17 protein-coding genes are annotated in these 25,394 nt (G+C 68.6%); 6 read left to right on the top strand and 11 right to left on the bottom strand.

The features are described from left to right. Window position 1 precedes the first annotated feature (1 nt). Both ACQY9S_RS20970 and ACQY9S_RS20965 read left to right on the top strand, forming a co-directional pair. Entirely contained in the window at window positions 2-790 is a 789-nt protein-coding gene (locus tag ACQY9S_RS20970) for an anti-sigma factor family protein (RefSeq protein WP_428422457.1), read from the top strand. A gap of 131 nt (window positions 791-921) precedes the next feature. Next, window positions 922-1,515 carry a CGNR zinc finger domain-containing protein gene (locus ACQY9S_RS20965; protein WP_428422456.1) on the top strand — a complete coding sequence of 198 codons (594 nt, stop codon included), beginning with the start codon at window positions 922-924 and terminating at the stop codon, window positions 1,513-1,515. Window positions 1,516-1,718: 203 nt separating this feature from the next. Here ACQY9S_RS20965 and ACQY9S_RS20960 read toward each other — a convergent pair whose 3' ends face one another. After that, on the bottom strand, window positions 1,719-2,675 hold the full coding sequence (locus ACQY9S_RS20960) for a LysR substrate-binding domain-containing protein (protein WP_428422455.1): 957 nt from the start codon (window positions 2,673-2,675) through the stop codon (window positions 1,719-1,721). Between the two features lie 162 nt (window positions 2,676-2,837). Here ACQY9S_RS20960 and ACQY9S_RS20955 point away from each other — a divergent pair, with 162 nt between their 5' ends. The 4 genes from ACQY9S_RS20955 to ACQY9S_RS20940 are packed head-to-tail and all read left to right on the top strand — an operon-like array spanning window position 2,838 to window position 9,783. Next, window positions 2,838-3,728 carry an alpha/beta hydrolase gene (locus ACQY9S_RS20955; RefSeq protein ID WP_428422454.1) on the top strand — a complete coding sequence of 297 codons (891 nt, stop codon included), beginning with the start codon at window positions 2,838-2,840 and terminating at the stop codon, window positions 3,726-3,728. Further along, window positions 3,725-4,963, top strand: a complete 1,239-nt coding sequence (locus tag ACQY9S_RS20950) for an efflux RND transporter periplasmic adaptor subunit (protein ID WP_428422453.1) — start codon at window positions 3,725-3,727, stop codon at window positions 4,961-4,963. Before ACQY9S_RS20955 ends, ACQY9S_RS20950 begins: the two co-directional genes overlap by 4 nt. Window positions 4,964-5,008: 45 nt before the next feature. Beyond that, window positions 5,009-8,251: an efflux RND transporter permease subunit gene (locus ACQY9S_RS20945; RefSeq protein WP_428422452.1), complete on the top strand. Its 3,243-nt coding sequence runs from the start codon at window positions 5,009-5,011 to the stop codon at window positions 8,249-8,251. Between the two features lie 41 nt (window positions 8,252-8,292). After that, entirely contained in the window at window positions 8,293-9,783 is a 1,491-nt protein-coding gene (locus ACQY9S_RS20940; protein WP_428422451.1) for an efflux transporter outer membrane subunit, read from the top strand. An 89-nt stretch (window positions 9,784-9,872) separates the two neighbouring features. On the opposite strand, the gene ACQY9S_RS20935 is transcribed toward ACQY9S_RS20940, so the two are convergent. The 10 genes from ACQY9S_RS20935 to ACQY9S_RS20890 form a co-directional block, all read right to left on the bottom strand. After that, on the bottom strand, window positions 9,873-10,787 hold the full coding sequence (locus tag ACQY9S_RS20935; RefSeq protein WP_428422450.1) for a helix-turn-helix domain-containing protein: 915 nt from the start codon (window positions 10,785-10,787) through the stop codon (window positions 9,873-9,875). Window positions 10,788-10,875: 88 nt separating this feature from the next. Further along, a complete protein-coding gene (locus tag ACQY9S_RS20930; RefSeq protein WP_428422449.1) occupies window positions 10,876-11,274 on the bottom strand; it encodes a c-type cytochrome in 399 nt (132 codons plus the stop codon). A 75-nt stretch (window positions 11,275-11,349) separates the two neighbouring features. Then, window positions 11,350-13,032, bottom strand: a complete 1,683-nt coding sequence (locus ACQY9S_RS20925; protein ID WP_428422448.1) for a pyrroloquinoline quinone-dependent dehydrogenase — start codon at window positions 13,030-13,032, stop codon at window positions 11,350-11,352. Window positions 13,033-13,191: 159 nt separating this feature from the next. Then, entirely contained in the window at window positions 13,192-14,571 is a 1,380-nt protein-coding gene (locus ACQY9S_RS20920) for a CobW family GTP-binding protein (RefSeq protein ID WP_428422447.1), read from the bottom strand. 120 nt (window positions 14,572-14,691) lie between these two features. Further along, window positions 14,692-15,561 carry a hypothetical protein gene (locus tag ACQY9S_RS20915; protein WP_428422446.1) on the bottom strand — a complete coding sequence of 290 codons (870 nt, stop codon included), beginning with the start codon at window positions 15,559-15,561 and terminating at the stop codon, window positions 14,692-14,694. Further along, the gene (locus ACQY9S_RS20910) at window positions 15,558-17,834 is read right to left on the bottom strand and encodes a hydantoinase B/oxoprolinase family protein (RefSeq protein WP_428422445.1); all 2,277 of its coding nucleotides are present in this window, start codon (window positions 17,832-17,834) and stop codon (window positions 15,558-15,560) included. The genes ACQY9S_RS20915 and ACQY9S_RS20910 overlap by 4 nt, the downstream gene beginning before the upstream one ends. A 44-nt stretch (window positions 17,835-17,878) precedes the next feature. Then, the gene (locus tag ACQY9S_RS20905; RefSeq protein ID WP_428422444.1) at window positions 17,879-20,014 is read right to left on the bottom strand and encodes a hydantoinase/oxoprolinase family protein; all 2,136 of its coding nucleotides are present in this window, start codon (window positions 20,012-20,014) and stop codon (window positions 17,879-17,881) included. Between the two features lie 79 nt (window positions 20,015-20,093). After that, window positions 20,094-20,483, bottom strand: coding sequence for an acetone carboxylase subunit gamma (locus ACQY9S_RS20900; RefSeq protein WP_428422443.1), 390 nt, complete (start codon window positions 20,481-20,483; stop codon window positions 20,094-20,096). Window positions 20,484-20,500: 17 nt separating this feature from the next. After that, window positions 20,501-22,438 (bottom strand): hydantoinase/oxoprolinase family protein, encoded by a 1,938-nt coding sequence (locus tag ACQY9S_RS20895; RefSeq protein ID WP_428422442.1) that lies wholly within the window; start codon window positions 22,436-22,438, stop codon window positions 20,501-20,503. A 774-nt stretch (window positions 22,439-23,212) separates the two neighbouring features. Then, on the bottom strand, window positions 23,213-25,306 hold the full coding sequence (locus ACQY9S_RS20890; protein ID WP_428422441.1) for a sigma-54-dependent Fis family transcriptional regulator: 2,094 nt from the start codon (window positions 25,304-25,306) through the stop codon (window positions 23,213-23,215). Window positions 25,307-25,394: the final 88 nt, after the last annotated feature.

Raw genomic sequence — 25,394 nt, 5'->3', positions numbered from 1 at the left:
CATGAAGCCTGAACAAAGCCTGCGGCAGCTCAATGCCTTTGTCGACAGCGAGCTCGAGCTGGGACAGCAGATCCAGATGGAAGCGCAGATCGCGGCCGATCCCGGACTGGCCGCCCAGGCGGCGAGTCTTCGCGCGCTGCGCGACGCCATCCGGCAGGGCGCGGACTATCACGCCGCGCCGGCCGCTCTGAAGGCCGGCCTGCAGGGCTTCGCTCGGGTGCCCCCGGCGGCGAAGCCGGCCGCGAAACCGGTCGAGCACTTTGCCGGCATCAGACGGTGGCTGACGTGGCGTCCGCCGATGTGGGCGTTCGCGCTGACCAGCCTGCTGGTGGCCGGCGGGAGCTTCGTGGCCAGCTCGCCGAGCCGGGACGATCGCCTGGCGCGGGACGTGATCGCCAGCCATGTGCGTTCGACGCTGGGCTCGCACCTGCTCGATGTCGCCTCGTCGGATCGGCACACGGTCAAGCCGTGGTTGTCGTCCAAGCTCGACTTCTCGCCGCCGGTGGCCGATCTGCAGGTGTCGGGCGCGACTTTCGATGGCGGGCGCGTCGACTACGTGGACGGACATGCCGTCGCGGTGCTCGTGTACAAGCGCCGCGAACACGTGGTCAACACCTTCGTCTGGCCGACGCGCGAAGCGGATGCCACGCCCCGGGTGCTGGCACAACGGGGCTTCAACATCGTCCATTGGACACGCGCCAGCATGACCTACTGGATGGTGTCGGACCTCAACAAGGACGAGCTCCTCGGCCTGGCCTCGGCGCTCGACCACGCCGGCATCGAGCGCTGAAGCAACGGGCGATCGCCGGGGCCCGCGACACCCGGCGCACACCACCTGAGTAATGCGTCAAATCTGTTTTATCTAGTTACGTTAGAATCCGCCTCGAGCGCCCGCAGCGCGTGCCCGCAAGGCCCACCGTCATGACTCCCCTGTTCCTTGGCGGCCAACCGGCTGCCGACTTCCTCAACACCGTGATCAGCCCCAACGGGACCACGGTCGAGTTCATCGGCGACGGCGCGGCTTTCCTGGCGTGGCTGGTGGAGGCCGGACTGCTCGATGCGGACGTGGCCGAGACCCTGCGGCGACGCTTCAGCGCCAAGTCTCTGGATGCGGCCGCTGCCGAGGCCCGGGAGGTCCGCGAATGGGCGCGCAGGTGGATCGCGCGCTGGCGAGTCGCGCCGCACGACAGCTACGAGAAGGAGTTCATCGCCCTGAATCGCCTGCTCAAGCGCGCCAGCACGTACCGGGCGGTGGCGCCATCCGCAACCGGAGCGCAGATGGTCGAGCGCTACCGGATCGAGTCTGCGGAAGACCTGATTTCGCTGGTCGCCACGGAAATCGGCCTGCTCGTGACCACCGAGGATGCCGCCCTGATGAAGCAGTGCATGGGAGCCGGCTGCAGCCTGTGCTTCCTGGACAGGACGAAGGCACACCGGCGCATGTTCTGCAGTGCCGCGCTGTGCGGAAACCGGGCCAAGGTCGCAGCGTTTCGCGAGCGCCACCGCAGCGCGTGAACGTGATTCAGAAGAGCCCGTACGGTTCTCGCCGTCGCTCGTTCTCGTTGATCCGCAGCGGTCGGTCCAGCGCCGGAAAGGCACGCGCCTGAAGACCCGCCGCGACTGTCCGCAGACCGAAGGAGCGCTGCGCCACATGGTGGAGGCGGCGCGGGAGCTGCGGCGGACAGAAGGCCCGCTTACCTGACTCACCCGCGCCGCGGTCAGCGCGCGAACCGCACCGTCGGCTGGACCCGCGGCAGGCTGCTCTTGCGCTGCATCAGGTCGTCGCGTGCGAACAGCTCGGCCACCCAGTCGACGAACACCCGCAACTTGGCGCTGAGGTGCCGGTTGGGCGGGTAGACGATGTGGATCGGCAGCGGCTCCGAGCACCAGTCGGCCAGCACCGGTTCCAGCTCGCCGCTGCTGATGTGCGACTGGAGCATGAAGGTCGCGGCCTGCACGATGCCCAGCCCGGCCAGGCCGGCCGCCACGAAGGCGTTGGAGTCGTTGACCGAGAGGACGTAGCGGCCAGACACCTCGATGCGCTCGCCATCCTTGTGGAAGTCGAACGGGTACGGCCTGCCGGTGCGCGCAGAGAAGAAGCCCACGACGGCGTGGTCGGCCTCCAGGTCGCGCGGATGACGCGGCACGCCATGACGCTTCAGGTAACCGGGAGAAGCGGCCGCGAGGAACTGCAGCTCGCCGACACGGCGCGCCACCAGCGACTGGTCGATCAGCTCGCCGCCGCGCAGCACGCAGTCGACGTTCTCGCTCAGCAGATCGACCGGGCGGTCGCTGACGCCGAGGTCGATCTGGATGTCGGGATAGAGCGCGTGGAACTGCGGCAGCGCCGGGATCAGCACCAGCGTGCCGACCGAGGACCCCACGTCGATGCGCAGCCGCCCGCGCGGGTTGGCCTTGGCGTGCGACATGCTCGATTCGAGCTCGTCGATGTCGCCCAGCAGCCGGATCGCGCGGTCGTAGTAGGCCGCACCGTCGGGCGTGACCGTCACGCGCCGCGTCGTGCGGTTGAGCAGCTTGGTCTGGAGTTGCGCTTCCAGCATCTGCACCAGACGCGTCACCGTGGGCTTGGGCAACTGCAGCGAGTCGGCCGCCTTCGTGAAAGTGCCCGCTTCGACCACGCGCACGAAGGCCTGCATCGCAGAGAACTTGTCCATGGGCTGCCGCCTCCGACGGCCGTCACGCCGCGTCGATGCGGCCACCGATTATTGCGTTGGTGAAATAAAGCATGAGCGAACGGGCTATTTATTAGCCACGCAGCAGCCTCTATCTTCTGCTGCATCGCAACACGCTCTACGCCGCTCCGTCGGCTCGACGCCATGTCCACCCTCTCGTCCCGCCACGCTCCCGCTGCGCCCACCGGCGCCGGCACCCGCGCGGACCAGTTGATCCCCATCGGTTCCGACGAGCCGCTGAAGGCGCGCGTCTACGGCAGCCGCCCCCGCGGCAGTTCGGCGCCGCTGGTGCTGCACTTCCACGGCGGCGCCTTCGTGGCCGGCGGGCTGGACAGCGGCGCGGCCATCGCCGGCCTGCTGGCCGAGGCCGGCGCGGTGGTCGTCTCGCTCGACTACCCGCTGGCACCCGCCCACCCCTTCCCGGCCGCCGTCGAAGCCGGCCATGCCGCGCTGACCTGGGTGCACCGCCACCGCGGCCGCCTGGCCGGCCAGAGCGCGACGGTCTGGGTCGCCGGTGAAGAGGCCGGTGGCAACCTGGCTGCGGCCGTGGCGCTGATGGCCCGCGACCGGCACGGCCCGCCGCTGGCCGGCCAGATCCTGCTGTCGCCGATGCTCGACCCCTGCGTCGCCACCGCGTCGCTGCGCGATGCGGCGGCGGGCCCGGTCGGCTGCCGCTGGGCCGACGGCTGGCACCACTACCTGCCCAACGTGGCCGACGCCGACCACCCGTATGCGGCGCCGGCCTCGTCGATGCGCCTGGCCGGCGTGCCGCGCACCCTGCTCATCACCGCGCAGGACGACCCGCTGCGCGACGAGGCTCTGGCCTATGCGCAGCGCTTGCGCGACGCCGGCGTCGAGGTCGACGAAGCCTTTCTCGCCCAGCCCACCGGCTGGCCCTGCGCCTGCAAGCAGCCCGACAGCGCCCAGGCCGCATGGGCCCCGGCGGTGCGCGAGCACTTTCAGAGCTTTCTCCATCGTCCCTTCAGTCCTGCTTCTTCTTCCCTCCAAAACAACCATCCCGGGAGTCCCTCATGAACCAGCTGCCTCTTCGCTCCCGCCGCCGCCTGTGGGCCGCCGGCACGGCCTTCACCGCGCTGATCGCCGTGACGGCCACCTTCTTCGGCCTGAACAGCCCCAGCGCCGAAGCGACCACCGCGCCGAGCGCGCCCGCCGCCACGCCGGTCTCGGTGGCCACGGTCGTGCAAAGCCAGGTGGCCGCCTGGGACGAGTTCTCCGGCCGCCTGGAAGCGGTGGAACGCGTCGACGTGCGCTCGCGCGTCGCCGGCGCCGTGCAGTCGGTGCAGTTCCGTGAGGGCGCCCTCGTCAAGCAGGGCGACTTGCTGATCACGATCGACCCGGCACCGTATGCGGCCGATGTCGAGCGCGCCGACGCCCAGGTCGTGGCCGCGCAGGCGCGTGTGGCCTACGCGCAGAGCGAGCGCGACCGCGCCCAGCGGCTGTGGGACGAGCGCGCGATCGCGCAGCGCGAGTTCGACGAGCGCCTCAACGCCAGCCGCGAGGCCGATGCCAATCTGCGCGCCGCGCAGGCCGCGCTGCAGTCGGCACGCCTGAACCTCGGCTACACCCAGGTGCGCGCGCCGGTGGCCGGCCGCGTCGGCCGCCTCGAAGTGACCGTCGGCAATCTGGTCGCGGCCGGCCCGGGCGCGCCGGTGCTCACCACGCTGGTGTCCGTCAGCCCGATCTACGCCAGCTTCGATGCCGACGAACAGGTGGTCGCCCGCGCATTGAAGGGCCTACAAGGCATCGACAAGTCCGGCCAGAGCACGCGCGGCCTGCTCGAACGCATCCCGGTGCAGATGGGCACCGCAGCGAGCAGCGACACGCCCTTCACCGGCCGGCTGCAACTGGTGGACAACCAGGTCGACGCCAGGAGCGGCACGGTGCGCGTGCGCGCCGTGTTCGACAACGCCGACGGCAGCCTGATGCCCGGTCAGTTCGCGCGGCTGCGCATGGGCCAGGCCCGCAACGCCAGCGCGCTGCTGGTCAACGAGCGCGCGGTCGGCACCGACCAGAGCAAGAAATTCGTGATGGTGATCGGCGCCGACAACCGTGCCGAGTACCGCGAGGTGAAGCTCGGCGCCCACGTCGACGGCCTGCGCGTCGTGACCGACGGGCTCAAGGCCGACGAGCGCATCGTCGTGGGCGGCCTGCAGCGCGTGCGCCCGGGCTCGTTGGTCGAACCCAAGCCGGTGGCGATGGACGCCAAGGCCGAGGTGCAGGCACGCGGCGACGACGCGGCGCACTCCTGATCGGGGCGACGACCCCGACACCCGCCAGACCCGAGGGAGGAAACCATGAACCTGTCCAAGTTCTTCATCGACCGGCCGATCTTCGCCGGCGTGCTGTCGCTGCTGATGCTGATCGCGGGGCTGATCGCGCTGCGCGGCCTGCCGATCTCCGAGTACCCCGAGGTCGTGCCGCCCTCGGTGGTGGTGCGCGCGCAGTACCCCGGCGCGAACCCGAAAGTGATCGCCGAGACCGTGGCCACACCGCTCGAAGAGGCCATCAACGGCGTCGAGGGCATGCTCTACATGGGCAGCCAGGCCACCACCGACGGGCTGATGACGCTGACCGTCACCTTCAAGCTCGGCACCGACCCCGACAAGGCGCAGCAGCTGGTGCAGAACCGCGTCTCGCAGGCCGAGCCGCGGCTGCCGGAAGAGGTGCGCCGCCTGGGCATCACCACGATCAAGAGCGCGCCGGACCTGACGATGGTCGTGCACCTGCTGTCGCCCAACGACCGCTACGACATGACCTACCTGCGCAACTACGCGGTGCTCAACGTCAAGGACCGGCTGGCCCGCATCGACGGCGTGGGCCAGGTGCAGCTGTTCGGCTCGGGCGACTACTCGATGCGCGTCTGGCTCGACCCGCAGAAGGTGGCCGAGCGCGGCCTGTCGGCCAGCGACGTGGTGCGCGCGATCCGCGAGCAGAACGTGCAGGCTGCCGCCGGCGTGGTGGGCGCCTCGCCGGGCCTGCTGGGCGTGGACCTGCAGCTGTCGATCAACGCGCAGGGCCGCCTGCAGAACGAGGACGAGTTCGGCGACATCATCGTCAAGACCGGCGCCGACGGTGCCGTGACGCGGTTGCGCGACCTGGGCCGCATCGAGCTCGGCGCGGCCGAGTACGCGCTGCGCTCGCTGCTCGACAACAAGTCGGCGGTGGCGGTGCCGATCTTCCAGGCGCCGGGCTCGAACGCCATCGAGATCTCGAACCACGTGCGCGAGACCATGGCCGAGCTCAAGCAGTACATGCCCGAGGGCGTGGACTACGAGATCGTCTACGACCCGACGCAGTTCGTGCGCGCGTCGATCGAATCGGTGATCCACACGCTGCTCGAAGCGGTGGCGCTGGTGGTGCTGGTGGTGATCCTGTTCCTGCAGACCTGGCGCGCGTCGGTCATCCCGCTGCTGGCAGTGCCGATCTCGGTCATCGGCACCTTCGCGGTGATGCATCTGTTCGGCTTCTCGATCAACGCGCTGAGCCTGTTCGGCCTGGTGCTGGCGATCGGCATCGTGGTCGACGACGCGATCGTGGTGGTCGAGAACGTGGAGCGCAACATCGAGGCCGGCCTGAGCCCGCGCGAGGCCACCTACCGCGCGATGCGCGAGGTGTCGGGGCCGATCATCGCGATCGCGCTGGTGCTGATCGCGGTGTTCGTGCCGCTGGCCTTCATCAGCGGCCTGACCGGGCAGTTCTACCGCCAGTTCGCACTGACCATCGCGATCTCGACGGTGATCTCGGCGATCAACTCGCTCACGCTGTCGCCGGCGCTCGCCGCGCTGCTGCTGAAGGGCCATGGCGCGCCGAAGGATGCGCTGACGCGCGGCATGGACCGCGTGTTCGGCCGCTTCTTCGCGCTGTTCAACCGCGCCTTCAAGCGCGGCGCCGAGGGCTACAGCGGCGGCGTGACGCGCGCCATCTCGCACAAGGCCGTGATGGTCGGCGTGTACCTGGTGTTCCTGGCGGTGACGGTGGGCCTGTTCAAGGCCGTGCCGAGCGGCTTCGTGCCGGCGCAGGACAAGCAGTACCTGATCGGCTTCGCGCAGCTGCCCGACGGCGCCACGCTCGACCGCACCGAGGACGTGATCCGCCGCATGGGCGAGATCACGCTGAAGCAGCCGGGCGTCGAGCACGCGGTCTCGTTCCCGGGCCTGTCGATCAACGGCTTCACCAACAGCTCGAACTCGGGCATCGTGTTCGCGACGCTCGCGCCCTTCGAGCAGCGTCGCGACCCGAGCCTGTCGGGCGCCGCGATCGCACAGCAACTGAACCAGAAGTACGCGGCGATCGAGGACGCCTTCATCGTGATGTTCCCGCCGCCGCCGGTGCAGGGCCTGGGCACCACGGGCGGTTTCAAGCTGCAGCTCGAGGACCGCGGCTCGCTCGGCTACGAGGCGATGGACGCGGCGGTCAAGGCCTTCATGGCCAAGGCCCAGCAGGCACCCGAGCTGGCCGGCCTGTTCTCGAGCTACCAGGTCAACGTGCCGCAGCTCTACGCCGACATCGACCGCACCAAGGCGCGCCAGCTCGGCGTCGCGGTGACCGACGTGTTCGACACGATGCAGATCTACCTGGGTTCGCTCTACGTCAACGACTTCAACAAGTTCGGCCGCACCTACACCGTGCGCGTGCAGGCCGATGCCTCGCACCGCGCGCGCGCCGAGGACGTGGGCCTGCTGAAGGTGCGCTCGGCCTCGGGCGAGATGGTGCCGCTGTCGGCGCTGATGAAGGTGCAGCCGAGCTTCGGCCCGGAGCGCGCGATGCGCTACAACGGCTACCTCGCCGCCGACATCAACGGCGGCCCGGCGCCCGGCCATTCCTCGGGTCAGGCGCAGGACGCGGTCAAGCGCATCGCCGCCGAGACGCTGCCGCCCGGCATCAGCTACGAGTGGACCGAGCTGACCTACCAGGAGATCCTGGCCGGCAACTCGGCGCTGTGGGTGTTTCCGCTGGCGATCCTGCTGGTGTTCCTGGTGCTCGCGGCGCAGTACGAGAGCCTGACGTTGCCGTTGTCGATCATCCTGATCGTGCCGATGGGCCTGCTCGCCGCAATGACCGGCGTGTGGCTCGACGGCGGCGACAACAACGTGTTCACGCAGATCGGGCTGATCGTGCTGGTGGGCCTGAGTGCGAAGAACGCGATCCTGATCGTCGAGTTCGCCCGCGAGCTGGAGTTCGCCGGCCGCACGCCGGTGCAGGCGGCGATCGAGGCCAGCCGGTTGCGGCTGCGCCCGATCCTGATGACCTCGCTGGCCTTCGTGATGGGCGTGCTGCCGCTGGTGCTCTCCAGCGGCGCCGGCGCCGAGATGCGCCAGGCGATGGGTGTCGCGGTGTTCGCCGGGATGATCGGCGTGACCGCCTTCGGCCTCTTCCTCACGCCGGTGTTCTACGTGCTGCTGCGCCGGCTGACCGGCAACCGGCCGCTCAAGCTGCACGGCGAGGTGCCGCATGTCGAGGCCTTCGCCGGCACGCCCGGCGCCGGCGGCGCGGGCCTCAAGCCGCTGCCGGCCGCGCCGCTGGGTCACCACGAGTGAGCCGCCGTCCTGCACTCCACTTCCTGCCAGCAGAGAACGCCATGAAACTCCCCTCCCTCACCCGCCGCCCGCGGCGGGTCTCCCGGGCCGTGCTGGCCCCGCTGTTCGCAGCCCTGGTGCTGGCGGGCTGTGCGACCGCCCCCGCCATCGACCCCGCGGCACTGCCGGTCGCGCCCCCCGCCGGTTTCAAGGAAGGCGACGGCCGCTGGACCACGGCCGCACCCGCCGAGGCCCAGCCACGCGGCGCGTGGTGGAAGGCCTTCGCCGACCCGGCGCTCGACGAGCTCGTCGAGCGCGCAGGCCAGGCCAACAACAGCATCCAGGTCGCCGCGGCGCGGCTGGCCCAGGCACGTGCCCTGGTGCGCGCCGCCGACGCCAACCGCGCGCCCCAGGTCGGCCTCGGCGCCGGCGCCTCGCGCGGCACCGAGGCCGGCGCCGGCCCGGCCGCGACCACGCTGCTCAGCGCCGGTGCCAGCCTGAGCTACGAGGTCGACCTGGTCGGCCGGCTGCGCGCCACGAGCGATGCGGCCTCGCTCGACGCCCGGGCCCGCGAGGCGCTGCTGCAGAGCACCCGCCTGCTGGTGCAAGCCGATGTGGCGCAGGCCTATCTGGTGCTGCGCGCGGTCGACGAGGAGCGGGCCCTGGTGCGCAAGACCGTCGTGGCCTACCGCGACACGCTCAAGCTGACCGAGCGCCGCTACCAGGCCGGCGACGTGGCCGAGCTGGACGTGGCGCGCGTGCTCACCCAGGTCGCGGCGACCGAGTCGGAGGCGCTGGCGCTCGACCGCCGGCGCGCCGAACTCGAGCACGCGCTGGCGGTGCTGGTCGGCGCGGCCGCATCCGACTTCCAGCTTCCGATGGCCGGCTGGGCGACGGCGCTGCCGGTGATCCCGGCCGGCGTGCCCGGCACGGTGCTGGCGCGCCGACCGGACGTCTCGGCCGCGCAGAGCTCGATGCTGGCCGCGCAGCTGCGCGTCGGCGTCGCGCAGGCCGCGTGGTTCCCGGACCTGACGCTGACCGCCACCGGCGGCCATGCCTCCACGGAACTCGGCGACCTGTTCCAGTGGTCGGCCCGCGCCTGGGGCGTCGGTGCGCTGCTGTCGCTGCCGCTGTTCGACGGCGGGCGGCGCGAGGCGGGCGTGCAGAACGCGCGTGCCGAGCTGGACGCTGCGCTGGCGGGCTACCGCGAGCAGGTGCTGGTCGCCTTCCGCGATGTCGAGGACCAGCTCTCGGCGCTGCGGCTGCTGGCCGAGCAGTCCGAGGCGCAGTCCCGGGCGGTGGCCTCGGCGGCGCGGGCCACGGTCTTGTCGGACTCGCGCTACCGCAACGGGCTGGTCAGCCAGCTCGACCTGCTCGATGCGCAGCGCAGCGAGCTCGCCAACCGCCGGCAGGCGCTGCAGGTCAGGTCGGCCCAGTACCAGGCGACCGTGGGCCTGGTGAGGGCCCTGGGCGGCGGATGGGACATCGCGGACGCGCAGCGGGCGCCGGCCGGCGTTGTCGGCGCGGCCCAGGCGCGGGCTGCGGGCGGTTGAGCGGCGGGAACGGCGGCAGCGAGCGACCCGTCGAAGAACACGGTCACGGGCAGCCGGCGATCCGTCGCTCGGCGCCCCTCAGGCGAGGCTCATCGGGAGCCGCCGCGCAGTTCGTTGGGACTCAGCCCGAAGTGCTGCTTGAAAATCCGGCTGAAATGAGCCGGCGCGGGGAAGCCCCACTGATGGGCAATCTCGGCGACGCTGCGCGCTCTGTAGGCCGGATTCGCCAGGGCCTCTCGGCAGCGATCGAGGCGCTGCTGGCGGATGTAGCAGGACACGCTCTGGCCCGTCTGCGAGAACAGCAGGTGCAGGTAGCGCGGGGACATGTTGTGAGCCTGCGCGATGCTCGCGGGACCGAGCCCTTCTTCCTGCAAGTGGTCGAGGATGTAGTTCTGCAGGCGGATGAGGTATTGATGCGACAGCCCGAGCTGCGGTGTCGTGCTGATCCGGTACAGCATCGCGGCCGCCAGCAGCTCGACCGTTGCGCGGCGAACCGCCGACAGGTCCGAGCCTTCCAGCCAGTCGGCCTGCCTCGCCAGCGTGTCGACATGCGAATACAGCACGGCACCCAGTCCCGAGCGGCTGTCGAGCACCGCGCCGCGAAAGCCGCCGATGCGCGGCAGCCGCTCCTTGAGTTCGACCCAGGGCACGACGAGCGAGACCTTGTGAAGACGCTCGGTCGACGTCAGCTCGATCGGCGCCTGGCTGGTCCAGATCACCAGATCCTTCGGCCCGACGAAGCAACGGTCCTCGCCGCACCGGAACGACTCGCATCCCGACTTGGTGATCTGCACACCGATGCAAGCCAGCCTCTCCTCGCACACCAGCTGCTGGAGCCGATCCTGTTGGTGAGGCTCGACCCTGCATTCGACGACACGCAGGCCCGCGATCTCGCGGCTGACGAAGCGCTCGTCGCTCGCGCAGTCTGCCGAGGCGGCCTCGTGCCAGGCGGGGTCGCGAAGCACGACCGCCTCGGTTCGATCGGCCGGGGCACTGCCGTCCATTGCATCGTCCATACGCGGCCCCCGGACAGTCGGCCGGCCTAGGGCCTGTTCACGCTACCGGAGGGCACACGCCTTGACCTGCCATCCCTCACTGCGAGGCTCTCGGCTTGCCGCCAAGCGAGAGGATGTAGGCCGTGATGCGCCAGACTTCGTCGTCGGAGATCGCGCCCTGCCAGGCCGGCATGACGTTGGCGCCGCGCCTGCGCCCGTTGGTGATCACGTCGTGGATCTGGGCTGGATCCCAGTCGAGGTGTTCGCGAAACGGCACATGCTTGCCGGCGTCGCCTTCGTAGCCGTGGCAGTACGCGCAGGTCTTCACGAACCGCACGCGGCCCGCTTCGATCCACTCGGGGTTGCGGAGCGCTTCGGCCCCGGGGGGCGCAACGGGTTCCTGCGCGCCGGCGCAGACAGCCCAGAGCAGGCCCGTCGTCAGCGCGCAGGCGCGCGCCCATGCGGCCAGGCGCTTGCGATCGATCATTCGGCTCATCGTGAGGTTCGAGTTCCATTGACGTTCGCAGGAGCGGCGCGAAGCCGCTCCCGCGGGCAGGCATTCAGGCCGGACTCAGTCCAGCGTGAACGCGATCAGCGCGGCACCGCCCCGGGCCCCCTTGAACTCCGGCCACACGCCCGACGAGAAGGCCGGGAACAGCGAGCCGAAACCGGTCGACGCGACGATGTACTGCTTGCCGCCCGCCCAGTAGCTGACGATGCCGCCGCGCATGCCGGAGCCGACGTTGAAGTTCCACAGCTCCTTGCCCGTCTGGTCGTCGTAGGCCGACAGGATGCCGCGCGGGCTGCCGTTGAAGATCAGCCCGCCGCCGGTGGCCAGCACGTTCGACAAGCCCGGCACCTCGAACTCGATCTTCCAGGCCTGCTTGCCGGTGATCGGGTCGTAGGCCGCGAGGCGGGAACCCGCCTTCTTGCCCGGCGGCGCGATGACCTCGAACTCGGTGAAGTCGAAGTAGGGCTGCCCGTAGGCCAAATCCGCAGGCTTCTGCTCGTTCATCACGACGCGGTTGCAGATCTCGTGGCCGTTCGTGTACCAGAGCCTGGTCTTCGGGCTGTAGGCGCCGGCGTTCCAGCTGCGAGCGCCCAGCACGCTGGGGCAGAACACCCCGCTCTTGCCAACCTCGGGCGGATTGCGACCGATCAGCGCACCGGTCTTGCGGTCGATGCTCTTGACCCAGTTCACTCCTTCGGCGAACTGCCAGACGTCCTGCACCTCGCCGGTCTTGCGGTCGAGGACGGTGACGAAGCCGCCCTTGTTCAGATGCGTCAGCAGGTCCTTGCCGTTCTTCTCCAGCATCAGGAACTCGTAGGCCGAGTCGTTGTCCCAGCTGTCGTTGGGCGACTCCTGGTGATGCCACTTGATCTTGCCCGTCGCCGGCTCGATCGCCAGGATGGACGCGGAATAGAGGTTGTCGCCGGCGCGCTTGGCGCTGTTGAAGTCGGGCGCGGGGTTCGAGGTGCCGACGAAGAAGGTGTCGTTCTTCTCGTCGTACTGACCCGGCAGCCAGGCGCCGCCGCCGCCGACCTTGATGGTGTCGCCGGGCCAGCTCTTCGGATCGTCCTTGAGCAGGTCCAGGGTCCACGCCGGCTCACCGCTGTCGGCGTTCACCGCATAGAGCTTCGAGCGCTGCGCCAGGTCGCCGCCGGTCGGCCCGATGATCAGCACGCTGCCGGCCAGCTGGGGCGGCGAGGTGAAGTTGCAGCCGTGGCAGGACTTCGGGTCGGTGAGCTTGGTCTTCCACAGCTGCTTGCCGGTCTTCTGGTCCAGCGCGATGAGGTGCCCGTCGGAGGAGCCGATGAAGACCTTGCCGCGAGCCACCGTGACGCCACGGTTGTAGAAGCCGAACAGGGACTTTTCCTGGATGGCATCGAGCTCGGGAATGAACTGCCAGAGCTGCTTGCCGCTGGCCGCATCGACCGCGAAGGTGCGGTTGTTCGAGGCGCTGTAGTACAGCACGCCGTCGAGTTCGATCGGGGTGGCCTGCAAGCCCTGGGCGATCTCGCCGGGCTGGTGGATCCACGCCACCTTGAGCTTCTTGACGTTCTTCTTGCTGATCTGGTCGAGCGGGCTGTAGCGCCAGCCGCGCCAGTCGCCGTGGTAGCCGGGCCAGTTCTTGCCGGCTTCGTCGGCCGCATTCGCGCCGCCCGCCAGGCCGAGCAAGACCGCTGCTGCGGCAGCCAGGCCGGTTCTCTTCAGCAGGCCCATCTTGCGGTGATCATTTTTCGTCGATGTCAATTCGGTCTCCTTTTTTCGACTTGAAATACCGGTCCCGCACTTGGCATGCAGGACCCCTTGTGCGACTCGAGGTCGCGCCACGCTCGAATGACTTCAATGCCAGGGTCGGCGCCTCATGCCCAGCTCGTGGGTCGCGGTCGGTCAGCCGACACGGCGGGTTCATCCACGAACGACCCGGCTCCCCATGTGCCTGGACTGCACGAACCAGCCGTCGTGCCGAAGCGCATCGGGCACCGTCACCGGCATGCGTTGCGACAGCCAGCAGCGGGTGGGCAGCGTCAAATCTCCGGCGCTCGTGCGCAAGGCTGCGGCGTCGGCCGGCAAGGACACGAACGCGCACCGGATGGCCTCGACCTGCTCGCCGCTCAGATCACGGGCGATGAACACCAGCCTCCCGCGGCGATCACGGAACGGACCCTCGTCCGGCCACCGGGGCAGGCGCACCGACGGATAGGCCACGCCCTGCACGCACTGGATCACCTGCGGCCGGGTCTCGCCCGCCACACTCACCAGCCCCTTGACGCGCAGCAGCCCGGCACTGTGCCTGCGCAGGATCTGCCCCATGGTCACCGCGAAGCCGAACCAGGGCACCGGCTGCTCGAACGTGACCACGAAGCTGGACACGCCGGGCGAGTGCGGTGCGGCCGCACGTTCGGCGTCGGCCGCCTGGCGGTCGCGGCGTTCGCGCCAGCGCTGCGGCAGGTAGCGGCCGCCCGCCGCTGCGGCGGCGGCCTCGCCGTCCTCGGTCTCGCTCGGTGAAATGTCGAGGTCGAGGCGATCCAGCCAGTCGACCGCTGAACCCTCGCGCGTTTCACGGTCGGCCTGCCGCAGGGCCTCTTCGCCCAGCCACTCCTGCACGCTGGGCGGCTTGCCGCTGGCGCCGTAGATGCCGCAGGTGAGCAAGACCTCCGCGCCCGCCATGCCGTTGCGAATCTGCCGCCGGGGGGCCCCGGGATTGAGTCTTTGCAGCTCCCGTTCGAGCGCGGCCAGCTCGGACGAGCCGGCCTGGTCGCACTTCGTGATCAGGAGGCGGTCGGCCACCACCACCTGGCGCGTGGCTTCGGCGAAGTCGCGCAGCTGGGCCAGGCCCTGGGTGGCGGACACCACGGTGACCACCCCGTCGCAGACATAGCGCGCGGCCACGAAGGCCTCTTCCATCAAGGTGTAGATCACCGGCACGGGGTCGGCCAGTCCGGTGGTCTCGACGACGACACGCGTGATCGGCGGGATCTCGCGGCGGGCGCTGCGCAGCGCCAGGCTCTTGAGCGCGTTGACCAGGTCGCCCTGCATGGCGCAGCACAGGCAGCCGGAATCGAGCAGCATCAGCTGGTCGTCCACCTTGTCCACGAGGTGGTGGTCGATGCCCACCTCGCCGAATTCGTTGACCAATACCGCCACGCCGGCCATCTCCGGCAGCCGGATCCAGTGATTGAGCAGCGTCGTCTTGCCCGCACCGAGAAAGCCGGTCAGCAGGCTGACCGGGATCCGGTCGACCGGCGCCCGCGAGGACTTCACCGCGGGCTGGGAGAGAGTGTTCATTGGGTGGCTCCGGCGAATGGTGGGCATCCCTGATCGAGGTGATGCCGCAGGGCGGGCCGGCCGGCGCGGTTGCGCAGACCGGCTCGCGAAGAGCGAATGACCGGGCGACGCCGCGCGGGACTAGCCACCCCGCAGCCGTGACAGCGCCTCGAGCACCGATTCCGGCCTCAGCCCCGCTTCCAGCTGGGCAAAGTGGAACTGCCGCTCGCCCAGTGGCGGCACGCTGTCCCCCCTGGCGAATGCCGCGCTGATGTCCCGTCCCACGGCCGCCGACCCGGCCTGCTGCATCACCGGCGAGATGACCGCGTCGAAGTCCGCCAGGGCATCGACCGGCAGAGTCACCTCGGCAGGCAGACGCAGCGCGACCGACCAGCGGTAATGCCGCACCACGTTGACGACCGACTGGTAGCGCGCCAGATCAGCGGGACCGAAGCTCACGTCGTCCGGCGCCTCCTCGAGCAGCAGGCCCGACACCGGGAACACCGACACGGCACGGATCAGATCGGCCAGGTACATGGCCGCGTCCTCGATGTCGTCGCCTTCCGCCGCGATGTCGCTGCGGCCGCTCATGCGGTTCGCATGGTTCAGCCAGTGCCTGGGCGACGGCACGGCCAGCACCAGCGGCGTCTGGCCGCGCAAGTGCGCGAGGACCGCTTCAACCACCTCGGCCAGCACGGCTCGAGGGGCTTGCGGCTCGAGCAGCTTGCGCAGCGCCGTCGACGCGCGGCGCCGGTTTCCCATCTGACCGGCCAGGCCGCCGTGGCGGGCCGTCCACGCGTCGTAGAACTCGCCAACCTCCAGCACGGCGACATCCGGCTTGAGCAGCCCGTGCGCCTGCGAGAAGTAGGCCAGGTAGTTGGCCGCCGATACCCAGGGATCGCCCGCCTCGCCGAGCAGGAGCCGCTTCGTGTAGGCCGATGATTTCAACCAGACGCGAAGCCTGCCCCCGCCCGCCGAGCCGGGAAGCAGCTCGGCGAACGGCTGGTTCATTGCTTTTCTTCCCCAAGCTGCCCCAGCGTCGCCAGGCGCGCCTCGAGCTCGTCGATGCGCACGTCCTTCGGATTGCGCATGTAGTTGGGCTTGGGCTTGTTGGCGTCGCGGGTGATGTCGGGGCTGCCGACATACAGGGTGCCGACGTCGTCGCCCCAGCAGCCGAAGTACTGCAGATGGCTGGGCGGCTTGGGCTTGTTCCAGGTCTTGACGAAGTCCTTGTACGGCACGCCCCGTGCCACGCGGGCCTTGCGTTCGGCGGCACGCAGCGCTTCGGTCGCGCCATGGTCGATGGCCAGCGTGACCGGGTCGAACTTGACCCGGTACAGCCGCTCCGCCACGCCCGGCGACATCAGGCCTTCCTCGATGTCCCGGACCACGGCCGCGGGGTCGCGCTCCAGCAGGTCGCCATAGCCTGCACCGGCCCCCTGGGAGATCATGAACAGCTCGCCGCGCTTGGAGATCTCGAAACCCATGCCCATGTGGTGGGTGGTGTAGGTCGCGTTCTCGAAGGGCTGCTCGTTCATGATCTCTGCGATCGAGTGCTTGAAGCGCTCCGGCTCGTTCAGCAGCACGTCGTAGACATCCACCCCCTTGACCTTGCACAGCGGGTAGGCGCCGCAGGCGTAGCCGCCGAACAGGCCCTGGAGCGGCGGGAACTTGGCGCCCTGGCAGACGGTCATGAAGCCCCATTGATCGCTGTCCTTGGTGGACACGATCATGGTGTAGCCCTGACCGCCGCGGTACTTGCCCGGCGCGATGGCGTCCCTGGTCATCTTCTTGGACACCAACTGCAGGAAGGGCACGTCCTCCTCGTTGAGCTCCTGCTCGCCGATGTCGGCCATCGTCGCGAAGATCGGCGCGAGCGCGTGCTCGCCGTCCATGTCGGAGCGGGCACCCGCACCCATGCCGTTCAGGTCGGCGCACAGGTTCCCCAGCGTCTCGCCGTGCTGGCTGACCCCACCCCAGATGAAGGTGTTGATCATGTTGAAGGTCGGCGCGTGGACCTTCGTGTACTTCTCCGGGCAGCTGTACAGGAACTTCGCCACCGCGTGCTGACCGGCCGTGAAGCCGGTGAAGATCGACATCAGGCTCTGCGAGTTCGGCGCGTCGTAGGAGCAGTTGACGATCGAATGCGGGTCGGTGATGACCTCGATCGGCGCGAAGGCCGCCTGGCCCCGCGGCAGGTCGGGCCACACGTAGCACAGGAAGACCTGCGCCAGCATGCCCTTGAGTCCGGCCACGATGGTGTTGGTGGCGCGGTTGGTGAACTCCGGGCTGGAGCCGCGGAAGTCGAAGATCAGCCGGTCGCCCGTCTTCGTGAGCTTGCAGTTGATCTTCACCAGGCAGTTCTCGCGCAACGTCGAGTCCTGGATGATGTAGGTGCGCACCGTCATGTCGGGCCACTCGCTGATGCGGCGCTTGACCTCGGCGCGCACGTTCTCCATCGTCAGGCGCAGCGTGGAGATCAGGGCCTCGGGGCCGTCGGTGTTGAGCGTCTCCTCGATGCGCTGCTTGATGCGCAGGCAGGCGAACAGCTTGACCTTCATGTCCTCGTACTGCAGCTTGGGCTCGCGCACCGAGTTCTGCAGGAAGGTCAGGATGTCGCGCTTGATCTGGTAGTTCTCAACCACCTTGAAGGGGCACATCTTGAGCCCCTCGTCGCACGGGCTTTCCGCCATCGACGGCATGCCGCCGGGTTCGATGGCGCCGTTCTCGCCCTCGTGCACCGTCGAGGCCACCCAGCACACCAGCTTGCCCTTGTGGAAGATGGGCAGGATCATGCTCTGATCGGTGTTGTGGACGTTGCCGTAGCGCGAGTCGTTGTGGATGAAACCGTCACCCTCGCGCACGCCGACGGTCGGCTCGTTGACCCAGTTCTTGATGATGAACTTGATCGGGTGGTGCACCAGCGTCGAGAAGATCAGCACACCGCCGGCGCTGGCGATCGCCAGGTCGCCCGAGGCCGAGTACACGCCGGTGATGATGTCGCCCCACTTGGCACCGGGGGCGGCTCCCATCTGCTCGACCATCTCGAAGCCTTCGTCGCAGCCGGCCTGGATGCGGTCGCGGATCTTGGCCACCGTGTGGGCATCGCTGACCTTGTGGATGCACGCGTCCTCGGTCGCGCTGCGCGGCATCAGATCGTGGTTCTGCATGATCTCGGGGTCCGGCCCGAGGAACAGCGTGGTGTCGTTCAGGAACTTCTTGATCAGTGCGATTTCTTCGGCACTGGGCAGCTTTGCAGCAGTAGGCACTAGGGTTTCGCTCATTTGAATCCTCTTTGTTTGTCGGTCTGGCGATGTCCCGCGCGCCTTCAGGCGCGCAGGAACCAGGAGGCGCCTTGCCGTGCCGCGACGAAGTTCCAGCCCGGATCGACCAGGAAGGTGGTCACTTCCGATGCGACGATGGCGGGGCCGGGGATCTGCACCCCCGGCTGGATGGCCGAGCGGTTCCAGACCGGGGTCTCCATCGCTCCCTCGTGGCCGACGAAGTAGCACTGGCGCACCGTCTCGGGCTTCGGGGGCGACTTGCGCAGGTTCTCGGCCACCGGCTTGATGTCCTCGAATTCCACGGTTTCGTGCTGCACGAAGGCCGCCACGCGGATGGTGTTGATGCGGATGCCGGCTTCCGGCGCCTGGCTGCCCTCGCCGAAGCGCTTGCCGTAGTCGTTCGAGAACTGCGAGATCAGTGCCAGCACGTCGGCCGGTCCGTGCACCTCGTGCTGCGGGATCACCGCGGTGGTCTGCACCAGCTGGTTGCCGTAGCGCATGTCCAGCTCCAGGCTGTGCTGGATCTGCTCGCGCGGGATGCCCTGGCGGATCAGGTCCTGCGTGCCCATTTCCTTCAACTCGGCGACGATGCTGTTGAAGCGCGCGTAGTCGTCGAAGATGTGGCGCGTGTTCGAGTCGTACAGCACCATGTAGAGCGACTGCTCGTGGATGTGCAGCTGGTGCATGTTGCCGGCACCCACCGCCGAGAACACCGAGCTGAGCGGCGGCGCCAGGATCTTGTCGATGCCCAGGTTGCGCGCGATGCCGCAGCAGTGCAGCGGACCGTTGCCGCCATAGGCCAGCATCGTGAACTCCTTGGGGTCATAGCCCCGCGCACGCAACTCGGTGAACAGGCCGTTGGCCATGTTGTCGTCGACCTTCTCGCGGATCATCAGCGCCGCCTCGATCACCGAGCAATCGAGGTCGTCGCACAGCGTGTCCTCGATCGCCGCGGTCGCACGGCGCGGGTTCAGGGGAATCGAGCCGCCGGCGTAGTTGTTCGGGTCCAGGTAGCCGAGCAGCAGATCGGCGTCGGTGACGGTCGCGTTCATGCCGCCGCGGTCATAGCAGGCCGGGCCGGGGTCGGAGCCGGCGCTCTGCGGTCCGCACTTCACCGTTTCGTACATGCGGTCGTAGCTGGCGATCGAGCCGCCGCCGGCACCCAGCGTCACCAGGTGGACCATCGGCACCGAGACCAGCCAGCGGTCGATCACCGGGTTGAAGTCGTAGTGCTTGACGCCGCCGTCGACCACGATGCCGATGTCGTAGCTGGTGCCGCCCATGTCGGTGGCGACCACGTTGCCCAGGCCGGCGTGCATCGCCAGGTGTTCCGACGCGGCGATGCCCGAGACCGGGCCGGAGTGGATGGTCTGCAGCGCATCGGTGGAATTGAGCTGCGCCATGCCGCCGGAGTTGTGGATCACCAGCATCGGCTTGTCGTAGCGATGGGCCCGCAGGTTCTGCTCCAGCGCCGACAGCGCGTGGTACATGGTCGAGTGCAGGTAGCCGTCCACCACCGCCGACGTGGCGCGCACGTACTCGCCCTTGCGGCCCGCCACCTGGTGCGACAGGATCACCGGGATCGCGCCCAGCAGGTGGGACGGGTACTCCTCGAACAGGATCTCCTCGATGCGCTGTTCGTGCGCCGGATTGACCACGCTGTTGACCAGCGCGACCACGATGATCTGGGCGCCGCGGTCCACCAGCGAGCGGATCTGCATGCGGACGTCTTCCTCGTCCAGCGGCATCACCAGCTTGCCCTGGAAGTCCAGGCGTTCGCGCACGCCGCAGATCATGTGGGCCTCCACCAGCGGCGCCGGCCGCTGGGCATTCGGCATGTCCTGCTTGCCGAGGTTGTCCAGCCCCTCGCCATAGCCGCGCGCCCGGCTCAGCGGTACGGTCGCCTCGTAGCCGGCCGTCACCAGCATGCCCATCTTCGGGCCCTTGTGCTCGATCAGCGCATTGGTGCCGAGCGTGGTGGCGTAGCGCACCGAGTCCACCTCGGACAGGATGGTCTCGAGCTCCAGCCCCAGCACCTTGTTGGCCTTGCCGAGCGCCTCGTTGAAGCCGAGCGCCAGGTTGTGGTGGGTGGTGAGCGCCTTGGCCTCGATGTACTTGCCATCCCACACCACGAAACAGTCGGTGAAGGTCCCACCGATGTCAACGGATACACGCCTCATTTCATCTCCTCGCTTGGATTGCGCCCGCCCGTCGCCTTCAGGGCGCGGGCGGCCGATCTGCCATGAATGCCCGCAGGTCTCAGTGCTGGTGGTCGTTCGGGTTGCCGGCCACGGCCGGGCCGGTGACGGCGTCCTTGAGCTCTTCACGACGGGCCCACTGCGCGCGCAGTGCCGGTAGGTCGGGCTGCATGTCGTACAGCGGCGGATGCCCTGGAACGGCGTACTCGGTCTCGACCTGGGTGCCGCAGCTCGGGCAGTAGTACTCCAGGATGCGCACCCACTCGGGGTCGGGACTGAAAGTGAAGCGGTAGCGCTCCGGGTCCAGGATCGGCGGATGGATCTCCCGCGGGTCGCGGTCGTGCACCAGCATGCCTTCCTTGTAGCTCGCGGTGGCCGGCCCGATCACGTGGTCGCAGACCCGGCACTCCCATTGCTCCGCGTCCAGGTCAACGCGCAGGTATTCAGTCATCAGTACCTTCATGATCTTCAAGCCTTTCTGTTCAACAAGACGTCACCGGCATCGCTGATGACAAAGCTCCATCCGTCCAGCACACGGCAGGTGAAGTAGTCTTCTTCGAGAATCGCCGGACCCGCGGCGTGATCGCCCGCCTTGAGCTGGGCCAGCTGATAGACCGGCACGTCGATGCGGCCGCGGCCGCGCGTCAGGACGTTGCGCATGCCGACCGGCTGCGCCGCCGAGCGTTCGACGAACTTCGCCGCGCTGCCGTTCTGCTCGCGCAGGCGCTTGATGGCCGCCAGCTCCAGTTCCACCGCCGAGGCGTTCGCGAGGGCAGCGGGGAAGGTCGGCGTGTCGGACAGCGGGAACTGCTGCTCCTTGCCGTGGCTGTCGGTGCCCACCAGCCGTGCCACGATCTCGTAGTCACCCTTGGCGACGCCCTCGGCGAACATGTCGCGCGACGCCCTGACGCGCAGCACCGCGAGGGCGTCTTCCAGGCCCTGCTGGTTGTGCGTGTCGAGCGAGACGGCGTAGCGCTGGGAGATGTCGCAGGTGCCGATGCCGTAGGCGCTGAACACCGCCGCCATCTGCGGGATCGCCACCCGGCTGATGCCGGCCATCTCGGCCACGCCGCAGGCGTTCAGCGGCCCGGCGCCACCGAAGGCGAGCAGCACGCTTTCCTTCGACACCTTGGTGAAGCGGTGCAGCTCCGCGGCGACCTTGTCCTCGAACGCGAGCTCCATCTGCTGCAGCGCGTCGTCGAGCTTCAGGCCGAGCGGTGCCGCGATGTTCACGGACACCGCCGTCGCGGCCCGGTCCAGGTCCAGGCCCATGCCACCGCCGAAGTAGGACTTCGGATCGAACAGACCCGCCAGCAGGCTGCCGTCGGTGATGGTGGCGAACTGGCCGCCGCGGCCGAAGCAGGCCGGCCCCGGCACGGCGCCCACGCTCTCCGGGCCGATGACGATCTTGCCCTTGGCCACCTTGAAGATCGAGCTGCCGCCGGCGCCCGCGCTCATGATCTCGCACAGCGGCAAGGACACGCTGATGCCTTCCACGTGGCCGCGGCGCACCTCGGCCACCGTGCCGTCCAGGTACTGGCCGATGTCGGTCGTGGTGCCGCCGACGTCGATCGACACGACGTCGGAGAAGCCGTAGAGCTTCGAGAAGGTCTTGACGCCTTCCATGCCGCCGCGCGGGCCCGAGCTGTACGTCTTGATCGCGATGGTCTTGGCCACGCGGGACGCGTCGCCGTCATTGCGGAAGATCAGCAGCGGGTTCTTGGTGCGGTACTCGCGCAGCCGGTTCTCGGCGTTGTACAGGAAGGCCTCCATCGCCGGATGGAGGAAGGAGTTGATCAGCGCGGTCCACGTGCGGCGCACGGGATCGATGTCGACACTCAGGTCGCTGCCGTACAAGGTCGGCACGGCACCCAGCAGGTGGCGCGGATACTTGCGCAGCGCCACCTTGCGGAAGGCGTTCTCGGAGGCGATGAAGTCCGCACCGCTGAAGCTGACCACGATGCGATTGGCGCCGGCCGCGGTCAGCGTGTTGATGGCCTTGACCACCTCGATCTGCGCGGCTTCGCCCGTGACCAGCGCGGTGTCCAGGTACACCACCCGCTCGCCCACCAGGGCCTGGTACACCTCGGGATCGTGTTCGGCCAGTTGCGCGGTCAGCTCCCGTGCGCGGGCATCGACGATGAGACCGAGGCGCGGGCCCTTGCGTTCGCAGATGGCGTTGGTGCCCTGCGTCGTCGAGTAGCGGATCAGGTCGACCTCCTCCAGCAGCCGCGTCACGTCCGGCTTGCCGTAGATCACGCCGGACGCCTTCTGCAGGCCTTCGAAGAAGCACTTGCTCAGGTCGTAGGGCGTCGTGAGGACCTTGGTCTTCTGAACCCGCTCGCCACCGATGATGCAGATATCGGTCAACGTGCCGCCGTTATCGATGTTGATCTGTATGCCCATGAGTGATTCCAGGTTGGTGTACGGGTGGCGTGGAGGCGCCCTCGCCACTTGTCTTCGCGTGCGTCCGCTGTGTGTGCGGGTTGATGTCTCGCAGACACCCTCAACGCAAGCGATATGCCAGCGGCGGCCGCAAAAAAAACACTGGGAAATCAATGCCTTGGAAGCGGCATGCGGGCTTTCCCGGGGCGTCCGGAGCGTCCGGAATCCGCATCGAATTCCGGCTTTCGCATGCCGGTCGGCAGTCCGCGATGGACGAGGCCACCCGGCCGCGAGTCGGTCGCTCGGATCGAGTGGCTATCGATGTCTTGACGACGCCTCATACGGCAGGCCGGGGCTTGTTGCGGTGTTCAGGGTCCTTGTCTGGAACGCTGACTGCCAAACGTTGGCGCGGGCGCTGCGCCGGGTTGCTGTGTTGCGTTCATGTCCCCCGGCGCCGGCCTCACGGCCGCCCCCTCCTCCTCTACTTCACTCCACACAGCAACCCGTCCCAGCGCTGCCACCACCGTGGCCTGTCGGGGCTTGACGGCCTGCGCACGCGGCGATGGTGAGTGCTGGCGAGGACGCCGGGTGAGCGGCGCAGCGAAGTAGAGGGGGAGGGCCGGGCGAAGCCCGGCCCGGAGGACATGAGCGGAGCCGCTCGCCCGGCGGCCTCGCCAGCAACGCGAGGTACCTGCAGGCGGCCGGACCCTTCGAACCTCAGCCCCCCTGCACACGAACGGCTGCAAGTAGCCGAACGACGCCGGGCGATCTGCCAGGTTCGAATGCGAGCGGCTATCAGGCGTCGCTCAAGACACGCGGCGCCAGGTCCGACGAAAACACCGGGCTCGGCTTCGGACCGAGCCTGGTGGCCGTGGCCTCGACCCATGCCCCGCCAGACAGGGCGATGTCGAACTTCTTCAGCTTGACATAGAGCGTGCTCTTGGCAATGCCGAGTTCGCGCGCCACCGCGGTCATGTTGCCGCGCTGACGCTCGATCATCGAGATGATGGTTTCCTTCTCCACCTGCTCGAGATGCTTCAACTCACCTTCCGGCGGCGTCGAGACCGCCCTGGACGGAGCCGCGATCCGGCCCGTGAACCGGACTTCGGCGGGCAGGGCTTCCCTGGCCAGCACCGGGCCCGAAGACATCAGCAACGCGCGCTCGAGCACGTTGCGCAGTTCGCGGATGTTGCCGGGCCAGGCGTACTGGGCCATGCACGCCAGCGCCCCCTCGTCGAGCTCGGGCCTGGGCAAGCCGTGCTGCAGCGCCAGCTTGTCGAGCAGGAATTCGGCGATCGGCTCGATGTCCTCTGCCCTGTCGCGCAGGGGCGGGATGTTGATCGACGCCACGGCGATGCGGTAGAACAGGTCCATGCGGAAGCGGCCTTCGGCGACCTCCTTGCGCAAGTCCCGGTTGGTCGCCGCGACCAGCCGGAACGCCACCTTGCGTGCCTTGTTCTCGCCCAGGCGGTAGATCGCCCCCTCCTCCAGGACGCGCAGAAAGTGCGGCTGCAGGTCGATCGGCATCTCGCCGATCTCGTCGAGGAAGAGCGTGCCGCCATTGGCCGCCTCGATCTTCCCCATCATGCCGCCCCGCCGTGCCCCCGTGAACGAGCCCTCCACGTAGCCGAACAGCTCGCTGGTGAGCAACTCGCGCGAGAACCCGCCGCAGTTCAGCGCCACGAAGGGCGCCTCCTGGGCGCCGCCGGTTTCATGGATGGCACGCGCGAAGACGTCCTTGCCCACGCCGGTCTCGCCCAGCAGCAGGACGGGCACGTTCGATCGCGCCAGGCGCTGGGCACAACCGATGATCTCGAGCAGGTTCGGCGCCTTGCCGATGACGCGTTCGAACGCGGCGTTCTTCAGGAAAGAATGCTTCGCGACGGCCTCCTCGCTGCGGCGCGGCGTCGCGCGTGACCCCTGGTGCGGAATGGTCAGCAAGGAGCCCAGCCTGTGACCTTGATCGACGATGGGCTCCAGCCAGTCCTGGTTGATCCACTCCGGCAGTTTTGCCGGCAACTCGTTCTTGAAGGTGGCGGGGATCTTCAGCGTGGACAGGTTGATGCCGCTGGCCGATGCGGTGCTTTCGCTCAGCGCCCGCAGTGCGGCGTCGACCGTGGCCGAGGCCTTGATCGGATTGCCTCGACGATCGAGGACGATGACCCCGTCGGAGGTGGCGCTGGCAACCCGCGACATGCACCGCTCCAGCAAGTGATAGCGCAGCTCCATCTCGCGCCGGGCGAGCCGGCTTTCGATCCGGCTCGCCGTCGTCATGACGAGGGCGAGGCAGTGCCGGTTGTAGGTGGAGCTCATGCCCGAGACATTGACGACGCCGAGAATGCTGTTGTTGTAGGGGTCCCGGATCACGGTGGCCGAGCAGGTCCAGGGCTTCATGCCGGCGCAGTAGTGCTCGGCCCCGTGAATCTGAACCGGCTGCCCGATGGCGAGCGCGGTTCCGACCGCGTTGGTGCCGCACACCGACTCGTCCCAACTGCCGCCCGGCAGCAGGTGTATGCGCTCGGCCGCACCGAACGTCGACGGATCCCCCTCGAGGTTCAATATGACGCCGTCGGTGGTCGCCAGCACGATCACGGTGCCCGTCGCGTCGAGGAACTGGCGGGCATCGGCCATGACCGGCGCGCCGGCGCAGAGCAATTCGTCTTGCTTTTCGAGCAGGGAATGAAGCGAATCCTCCGAAAGGATCAATGGGGCCTGGCTGCGGTCGGGGTCGACGTGTCCGGTCTGGGAGCGGCGCCACGAGTCATCGATCAGGCGACGAAGCGCATCGGAAGCGCAGGTCTCGCCTCCCAGGAACCTTTCCCAGGCGGACATGATCTTGGTCTCGTTCTCCGGCTGGGGGAACTTTTCGCTTGGATGTTCAGTGCCCATACGAGTCTCCGGAATTCTTCTTGAATCTAAGCCTGCAGGAGCCGCACTCCATGCCCCGCTGAGGGCGGGCGAAGTACCGTGGAAACCC

It is taken from the genome of Methylibium sp. (assembly GCF_965279545.1).
GTDB lineage: Bacteria > Pseudomonadota > Gammaproteobacteria > Burkholderiales > Burkholderiaceae_C > Methylibium.
The sequence above is the reverse complement of the archived record's forward strand: the minus strand, read 5'-3'. Positions and strand labels throughout refer to the sequence as shown.

Excerpts from the sequence above, each read along its gene's own strand:
- ACQY9S_RS20910 (WP_428422445.1), bottom strand. The coding sequence starts at position 17,834 with ATGAGCGAAACCCTAGTGCCTACTGCTGCAAAGCTGCCCAGTGCCGAA.
- ACQY9S_RS20960 (WP_428422455.1), bottom strand. The coding sequence starts at position 2,675 with ATGGACAAGTTCTCTGCGATGCAGGCCTTCGTGCGCGTGGTCGAAGCG.
- ACQY9S_RS20905 (WP_428422444.1), bottom strand. The coding sequence starts at position 20,014 with ATGAGGCGTGTATCCGTTGACATCGGTGGGACCTTCACCGACTGTTTC.
- ACQY9S_RS20915 (WP_428422446.1), bottom strand. The coding sequence starts at position 15,561 with ATGAACCAGCCGTTCGCCGAGCTGCTTCCCGGCTCGGCGGGCGGGGGC.
- ACQY9S_RS20945 (WP_428422452.1), top strand. The coding sequence starts at position 5,009 with ATGAACCTGTCCAAGTTCTTCATCGACCGGCCGATCTTCGCCGGCGTG.
- ACQY9S_RS20920 (WP_428422447.1), bottom strand. The coding sequence starts at position 14,571 with ATGAACACTCTCTCCCAGCCCGCGGTGAAGTCCTCGCGGGCGCCGGTC.
- ACQY9S_RS20930 (WP_428422449.1), bottom strand. The coding sequence starts at position 11,274 with ATGAGCCGAATGATCGATCGCAAGCGCCTGGCCGCATGGGCGCGCGCC.
- ACQY9S_RS20890 (WP_428422441.1), bottom strand. The coding sequence starts at position 25,306 with ATGGGCACTGAACATCCAAGCGAAAAGTTCCCCCAGCCGGAGAACGAG.
- ACQY9S_RS20900 (WP_428422443.1), bottom strand. The coding sequence starts at position 20,483 with ATGACTGAATACCTGCGCGTTGACCTGGACGCGGAGCAATGGGAGTGC.
- ACQY9S_RS20935 (WP_428422450.1), bottom strand. The coding sequence starts at position 10,787 with ATGGACGGCAGTGCCCCGGCCGATCGAACCGAGGCGGTCGTGCTTCGC.
- ACQY9S_RS20940 (WP_428422451.1), top strand. The coding sequence starts at position 8,293 with ATGAAACTCCCCTCCCTCACCCGCCGCCCGCGGCGGGTCTCCCGGGCC.
- ACQY9S_RS20955 (WP_428422454.1), top strand. The coding sequence starts at position 2,838 with ATGTCCACCCTCTCGTCCCGCCACGCTCCCGCTGCGCCCACCGGCGCC.
- ACQY9S_RS20895 (WP_428422442.1), bottom strand. The coding sequence starts at position 22,438 with ATGGGCATACAGATCAACATCGATAACGGCGGCACGTTGACCGATATC.
- ACQY9S_RS20970 (WP_428422457.1), top strand. The coding sequence starts at position 2 with ATGAAGCCTGAACAAAGCCTGCGGCAGCTCAATGCCTTTGTCGACAGC.
- ACQY9S_RS20950 (WP_428422453.1), top strand. The coding sequence starts at position 3,725 with ATGAACCAGCTGCCTCTTCGCTCCCGCCGCCGCCTGTGGGCCGCCGGC.
- ACQY9S_RS20965 (WP_428422456.1), top strand. The coding sequence starts at position 922 with ATGACTCCCCTGTTCCTTGGCGGCCAACCGGCTGCCGACTTCCTCAAC.